The 7,010-nt window shown below is 54.7% G+C and carries 6 protein-coding genes; 5 read left to right on the top strand and 1 reads right to left on the bottom strand.

Annotated features, from left to right (window positions below):
- Positions 1-655 precede the first annotated feature (655 nt).
- Complete coding sequence (locus AC19YT_RS25150) at positions 656-1,513, bottom strand: class I SAM-dependent methyltransferase (protein WP_048402946.1); 858 nt, start codon at positions 1,511-1,513, stop codon at positions 656-658.
- A gap of 531 nt (positions 1,514-2,044) precedes the next feature.
- Between AC19YT_RS25150 and AC19YT_RS25145 the strand changes: the two genes are divergently transcribed.
- From AC19YT_RS25145 to AC19YT_RS25125, 5 genes are all read left to right on the top strand, one after another.
- Positions 2,045-2,371 (top strand): GtrA family protein, encoded by a 327-nt coding sequence (locus tag AC19YT_RS25145; protein WP_500611213.1) that lies wholly within the window; start codon positions 2,045-2,047, stop codon positions 2,369-2,371.
- Positions 2,368-3,120, top strand: a complete 753-nt coding sequence (locus tag AC19YT_RS25140) for a hypothetical protein (protein ID WP_048402952.1) — start codon at positions 2,368-2,370, stop codon at positions 3,118-3,120. The genes AC19YT_RS25145 and AC19YT_RS25140 overlap by 4 nt, the downstream gene beginning before the upstream one ends.
- Positions 3,121-3,135: 15 nt before the next feature.
- Positions 3,136-3,912: a PIG-L deacetylase family protein gene (locus AC19YT_RS25135; RefSeq protein ID WP_206540572.1), complete on the top strand. Its 777-nt coding sequence runs from the start codon at positions 3,136-3,138 to the stop codon at positions 3,910-3,912.
- A 193-nt stretch (positions 3,913-4,105) separates the two neighbouring features.
- Positions 4,106-5,587 (top strand): sulfate adenylyltransferase subunit CysD, encoded by a 1,482-nt coding sequence (gene cysD / locus AC19YT_RS25130; protein WP_082149468.1) that lies wholly within the window; start codon positions 4,106-4,108, stop codon positions 5,585-5,587.
- Positions 5,587-7,008: an FAD/NAD(P)-binding protein gene (locus AC19YT_RS25125; protein ID WP_048402956.1), complete on the top strand. Its 1,422-nt coding sequence runs from the start codon at positions 5,587-5,589 to the stop codon at positions 7,006-7,008. The genes cysD and AC19YT_RS25125 overlap by 1 nt, the downstream gene beginning before the upstream one ends.
- Positions 7,009-7,010: the final 2 nt, after the last annotated feature.

Below are 7,010 nucleotides of genomic sequence, written 5' to 3'. Positions count from 1 at the left end.
CAAACGCTTCGACTTCAAATGCCCGATCGAGGTGATGGGCGAAGTGATGCAAGAAGCCGTGGTGATGCGGCATGATGCTCCCGCTTCAATTCAATAACCGTGTTGCACTCAGATCCTGCAACCGCCGCTTCTTGTCGTACCTGCATAAAATCCAAAAAAGAAGCCATGTCCAATGGCAACAGCAAGTGTCATTCCTTTATGACTACAAAGGCAACCTCCTGGTTGACTTAATTATCCCGCTAGAGCAAATCGACGACCTTCCCGACCTGCTCAGAAAACATACGCCAATCAATATACAGAGCATCCCAAGAACAAACACGCACACAGCAAAGTACAACTACAAAGATTATTTGTGCGAAGACTCAGTCGCTATAATTTCCGATCTCTACCTGGAAGACTTTGAAGCCTTCAACTACTCCATTGTGCCTTAGCCCATTAACGATGATGTGCCACCCAGGGATTTAGCCGTGGCTCATTCAATCCCGGACGCTGCCGGAAACAACGACCCGTTCCGTCCCTGATTCTCGCGAGCACAAAAAAGCCGATCCTGTTGATCGGCTCATTTGCCTGACGCTGCCAACGCCCTCGCATACCTGGCCTGCTCCACGCCATACGAGCCGACGCTTTATTCACGTCCGCCCGCTTACGCAACGCGCTACGCCTTCCTGGCTACGACGTAAACAATGTCACTTGGCAGCAAACGCAGGACCGGCAGGGATACAGCGACCGCGCAATAGATGAGGGCTTTTGAAATCGCCCCAAGGTTGCCGGCAAAGGAGATCCTGGAATACAAGCCCGCCAGCCCAAGTGTTGGGAGCGTACCTGTTTTTACCGCAACAAAACTGTTTTTAGCCAGCAGCCCGGAAAGGTTCCTGGCGTTGAAATAGTGTACATGGGGCGATGGGAAATCCTTTTGCCATAGCCTTTCAAAATAATCAAACTTATCGGCCCGGCAAAACAGCCTGGAGACTTTATAGAACACCCCGTCACTGCTCGGCAAATTCAAAACAAGCAAACCGCCGCTGTTCAATCGCTGGTAACACTCAGAAAGGACTTCGCCAATATCCGGAATATGCTCAATCACATCATTGAACACGATCACATCAAACATCTCCCCTGCTTCCAGCACGTCAGGAAAATACCCCTTACGAACGGGGAGCCCCCGTGCAGCGGTCGCGTTGAAGACGGCTTCGTCAGGTTCAATCCCTAAAGAGTCAAACTTACCCATTGCGGCTTCTAAAAACCAACCATGGGCACACCCGACGTCAACCAATGTCCCGCCCGCAGGCTTAAGCGAAGCAATCACACCCAGAAGCTTTTTGAAATTACCAACACGAATATCACGAAGACCCGCCTCCCTTGCAGTCTCATTGACAAGTGTATGTGGCGATACCTCATTGATAACCGGTTGTAGATCAGCTTTCTCATAATCGCAATGGGAGCATACAAAGTGCCACCACTTGACCCCCGTTGAAAGCTCGCCACTGCATGCAGGACAGATATTATTATCCATGTAAGTCCCTCACATCCTTATTCGTGACGGAGGAGCATACGACAGCCTTTTTCTGCTTAGAACCCTGAATATGTAACGATCATGGTGGCGCCTGGCCAGTCGACGAAACCGGGCAGCGGTGCTGCCGCCCAGCGCAGACAGCGATTGCCAGGCCAGCCGCTTCTTGAAGCGCCGCATTCCTTTGCTGCGTGATTTTCCTGGCGATGATGGCCGCGCGGTCCCCCGCAGCTCCGTCACCGGCACGCGTCACCCTAGGGTCAACCTTGCCTATTAGCGCCTGCTTGGCTTTATTGGTTGCGATGTGTCTGCGATACTCTGGCCGCAGGAAATCCCCAACCCCGTCCGAAAAAAGGAGTGGGACTCCCGTGCGTTGGCTTACTGATTTATTAGGGAACCAAAGCATCTAGGCCCCTCCGTGGTCGTACTACTGTCAAGCGGATATGCACCCGCAGGAATTTAATGCAACGAAGTCTATTTCAGTTCGCTCGCTACCTGGTCGTCGGGGGGCTAACGTATGGCGCGGACCTTAGCGTGTTCCTGCTGCTGTTTAATGTGTTCGGAATGGATCTGCTCCTTGCCAACATGATCAGCAAGGTGTTGGCGGGGATATTTTCGTTCGCAGCACACCGGGCCTTTACATTTGGCGTGAGCGACGCCAAGGGGCGAGCACAGCAAGCGGTGCGCTACTTCACTCTCCTGGCACTGAACATCCCACTTTCAGCCTTGATCCTCTCAGCGGTGCTGTGGATCACGTCGATGGAAGTTGTCGCCAAGATCCTGTCCGACATACTCCTGATATTTATCAGCTATGCACAAACGAAATTTATAGTCTTCAAAAAGGAACGAGACTTCTCATGAGTGACTTATTGGATGATGGCATTCATATCGTCAGGCGTAACAGTTATAACAATGAACTGATTGCGCAATGGACTGGCTTGTTCCAGAGATGTTTCGGGGGCACCGAGGACAATGCGACTCGCGTTTTCCAAAAATACCTGCTCAACGACTCCAGCATTTGCTACTCCGTCAAAGACGGCACCCTGGTGGCGGCGTATTGCGGACTCAGATTGAGCCATGAGGACTCCTCTGTTTTCCTGTCGACAGACACCATGTCCGATGGTACCCAAAAAGGATCATCGGTGATTCTTGGGAAGCGACTGTACAAGTCACTTGCCGAGGAAGGCATACTCGCTGTGTGTGGCTACCCCAACAAGAATATTAGACGGATACGTGAAAAAGGCTTGGGCTGGACGCTCAGCGGACACTTGTACTTGTACGTGGGCATCCCCTTTCTTTGGCGCTTTTTCAGAAAGCCCGCCAACCGACATGGCGTATGGAAACTGGTAAGGCCAACAGGTGGATGGTTCACCAGAAAGACCCCCCCTCTGGTCAACCTGCTCGGCAGCGATGGGCTGTACTCTTCAAACCCCGGGCTCGTCATCACACTGTCCGCCTATCGACCTGGTACTTTTTTCATCAAGGTGCCCAGCTTCCTGTTTGAGCCGAGAACCTTTGGCTACAAATGTCTGACCGAACAGACGGAAAAAAACAATGCCTTTCTGGAAAAAATCAAGTTCCTCAATATCGACACCATTGATATACCTTGATCAGGGAGTATGGACATGAAACCCAGTTCCCTATTTCTGATGGCACACCAAGATGACGAATTCGGGGTGTTTCATCAGATCGAACATGAACTAAGTGCTGGCCGCCGGGCCCTCTGCGTCTATGTCACCGATGGCGCTGCCACTGCTGATTCTGATTGTCGGGATCGTGAGTCGCGAGCCGTGCTTCAGACGTTAGGTGTTGCAACGGCAGACATCCTCTTTGTTGGCCGACAACTGTCGATTGGCGATGGCCAACTGCATCAGCATGTCGGCGTATTGACAGACTGGCTGGATGGTTTTCTGAATGAGCACCCCACGCTTGAGGCCTGTTTTGTGCCTGCCTGGGAAGGTGGTCATCCTGATCATGACCTGCTGCATGCTATCGCCGTGACGTTACTGGCGACACGCGCAACCCCGATTAGCGTCCGGCAGTACTCGCTTTACAATGCTCGGAATTGCAAGGGGCCGCTTTTTCGCGTGTTGTCGCCCCTTCCAGAAAATGGCCCTGTCGAGCGACAACCAATTGCTTGGCGAAATCGTTTTCGGTACATAAAGCTCTGCCTGTCCTATCCATCTCAATGGCGCACCTGGCTGGGTTTGTTCCCATTCGTGGGCGGTCATTATTTATGTCTTGGCGTTCAATCCTTACAAGGTGTCAATAGACAGCGGCTGGAACAGCCGCCGCACCAGCAACCTCTTTATTACGAGCGGCGCGGCTTTCTCGACTGGCCTACGATGCAAAAAGCTATTGAAGAATTGCGTCAAAAACTATCGCGCTCGAATTCACCGTGAGTGCTCCATGAGCCCTGTTTTTCGATGATCGGGCTTTGCTTACCCTCGTGTCTTTTGCCTACAGCCCTGCCGCAGCAGGGCTTCGTGCCCCTCAATACGCCGTGTGATCGGCAGCGCACCATGCGCCTTCGATAACAGCAGAATGTCGCAAATTGCTTTACTGCAAAATAAAATAGCGTAAATTGCTTTTTAAATGCAGACAAAGCAGGAAAAACTAAAAATGACACATTCTGCGACAGCTAGTGATCCTGCTTTGCTGGGCCTGGACAGCGAACACGTCTGGGACACCGAGCTTGCCTTTGCACACCTCAAGGCCTTGGGCGAGGCGGACACCAAACGCACCACAGAACGACGCTTGCACGCGCTGGGACTGCTACCCAAGGAGCTTTCAGAGCACGACCTGCTGGACGAACTGGATCGCCCGGCGAACCAGTTGATTCTGAATTGGGCACTTGAACAGGCGCGCAAACGGCGAGACCGTGTATTGTTTGCCCAGCTTTTCCCCCTGCCGAGTGGCAAGCCAGCATTGCACGCCAACGACGCCAGAGGAGCACGCTTCTGGGTGCCGCTCCCTGGCACCGAAGACGATGTGATTCAAAAAGCATTGGACGCACTTCAGCAGCACATGGGCAAACCGATTGCACTCTTTGCGCACGGCCCACTGGTCAGCGTAACGCGTTCAATGAAGTCGAGCGCCAACATCCAATGCTGCCCACACACCTTCAAGCCAGTTCTCCCTTCGAATCTGAAACCTGCCCGCCCTCACTCAGCGGCACACCGCTTTGCGCATCTGAAACGCCTGGAAGCAGAAAGCATCCACATCATCCGCGAGGCAGTCGCAGAGGCTCAGAACCCGGCCATGCTGTACTCGATCGGAAAAGATAGCGGTGTTTTGGTGCATTTGGCACGCAAGGCGTTCCTTCCGTCAGCCCCCCCCTTCCCGCTGCTGCACATCGACACACGCTGGAAGTTCCAGGAGATGTACCTTTTTCGCGATTTCATGGCGCGCGAAGCGGGCATGGAACTGCTGGTGCACACCAATGCGGATGCCATCGAGAAGAACATCAACCCCTTCGACCACGGCAGTGCCCTGCACACAGATATTTGCAAGACGGAGGGCCTCAAGCAGGCGCTGGACCATTACAAGTTCGACGTGATTTTTGGTGGCGCCCGTCGCGATGAAGAAAAGTCCCGAGCCAAGGAACGCTTTTTTTCATTCCGCAGCGCCACTCACCGCTGGGACCCGAAGAACCAGCGCCCAGAGCTTTGGAACCTGTACAACACCCGCAAGAATCAAGGTGAAAGCATCCGGGTGTTCCCGCTTTCCAACTGGACCGAACTCGACATCTGGCAATACATCTACCAGGAAAACATTCCGGTTGTACCGCTCTACTTTGCCCAGCCCCGGCCAGTGGTGGTGCGCCCCGAGATGACCATGATGGTGGACGACGAACGTTGCCGGCTGTTGCCTGGCGAGGACATTCAGATCAAGAAAGTACGCTTTCGAACCCTGGGCTGCTATCCCCTCACTGGCGCCGTGGAGTCTGATGCAGAAACACTGGAAGACATCCTGCTCGAACTCATCAACACCAGGCAGTCCGAGCGCCAAGGCCGCCAGATTGATACCGACAGTGCGGGCTCCATGGAGAAGAAAAAAAAGGAGGGGTACTTCTGATGCCCACCGATTCGACTTCAATACTTATCGTTGGCGGGGGATTCAGCGGCACGGCCACTGCGATTCACTTGTTGCAAGCCACCGCTGGCCAACGTGCCTCGATTACTCTGGTCAACCCCACATCGGCGCTTGGCCGTGGCCTTGCCTATGGCAGCAACGATGACAATCAGATTCTGAATGTGCCAGCCGGCAATATGAGCGCGTTTGCCGAGAAGCCCTCGCACTTTGTCGATTATTGCCAGAACATCGATCCTTCGATCAATCCGGGGAGCTTTGTATCGCGCCGCCTTTACGGGTGTTACCTGGAGCAATGCCTGCAAGAAGCCGTATCAGCGCACCCCGACCGGTTTCATGCGGTGGCAGGAGAAGCCTGCGAGGTCCACGCGCTTGCAGCCCAAAAGGGCTTTAAGGTCAATCTCACATCCGGCGAATGCTTCACTGCAGAGCATGTGATCCTGGCCCAGGGGCATCAACGGCCACGCTTCCCATTGCCACTCGGCCCTCTGGAACGTGCCCTGGTGATAGACGCTTGGGATTTCGATCGCATGAACCGGCTGCCGTCCGATGCATCCGTCCTGATTATCGGAACCGGCCACACCGCAGTGGACGCGCTTTTTCACCTGACGCAGCAAGCTCAACCGCGCACAGTCACGATGCTTTCACGTCATGGGCTTTTGCCCCTGCCCCATCGACTTAATCCTAACCCCCCGCCCGTCGGCCAGTACCCGGAGTATGTGGGCAAGCCGCCACTGCGCATGCGCACGCTGCTGCATCAACTGAGGCAAGAGGTCGCTCGCCAGGCGAGCGCGGGAGCAGACTGGCGTGATGTGCTCAATCAGCTTCGGCCCCACACACCACGACTCTGGCAAGCGCTGTCGCTGGCTGAGCGGCAACGCTTTTTACGCCATGCGCTGGCGTTCTGGGACGTACATCGCCACCGACTGGCCCCCCAGGCCGCCGACCGACTGAAGTCCCTGCTCAAGACAAAGAACGTGCAGGTGCTTGCTGCGCGGCTATTGGCAGTGAGCGGTACCGCCAGCGGTGAGTTGAACGTTGAGCTCAGACCACGGGGCCAACCGAGCACACACACACTGAAGGTCGCAGCCATCATCAACTGCACCGGCCCGAGTATGGTGATCGGCCCGAGATCGCACAGCCTGTTTCAGCAACTGGTCGAAGACCAACTGCTGACACCCTCCCCTTGCGGCCTGGGTTTGCAGGTCAATGACCGATATCAGCCCATCAGTGCGCAGGGGCATGCAGTAAACGGCCTGTGGTACATAGGCCCGATGCTCAAGGCCCGTCACTGGGAAGCCACCGCCGTACCCGAATTGCGCCTGCACGCACACCAGCTTGCGCGGGAGCTGGCCAAGCAATTGGCGACCTGCTCCGCGCTGCCTGCTCAACCGGAGTCAGTCTGAAT

It is taken from the genome of Pseudomonas sp. MF08875 (assembly GCF_059862525.1).
This window is presented reverse-complemented; position numbering and strand designations above follow the sequence as displayed.

What these genes read in the sequence shown, in the direction of transcription:
- AC19YT_RS25150 (WP_048402946.1), bottom strand. Translation starts at nt 1,513, where the DNA reads ATGGATAATAATATCTGTCCTGCATGCAGTGGCGAGCTTTCAACGGGG.
- AC19YT_RS25140 (WP_048402952.1), top strand. Translation starts at nt 2,368, where the DNA reads ATGAGTGACTTATTGGATGATGGCATTCATATCGTCAGGCGTAACAGT.
- AC19YT_RS25135 (WP_206540572.1), top strand. Translation starts at nt 3,136, where the DNA reads ATGAAACCCAGTTCCCTATTTCTGATGGCACACCAAGATGACGAATTC.
- cysD (WP_082149468.1), top strand. Translation starts at nt 4,106, where the DNA reads ATGCAGACAAAGCAGGAAAAACTAAAAATGACACATTCTGCGACAGCT.
- AC19YT_RS25125 (WP_048402956.1), top strand. Translation starts at nt 5,587, where the DNA reads ATGCCCACCGATTCGACTTCAATACTTATCGTTGGCGGGGGATTCAGC.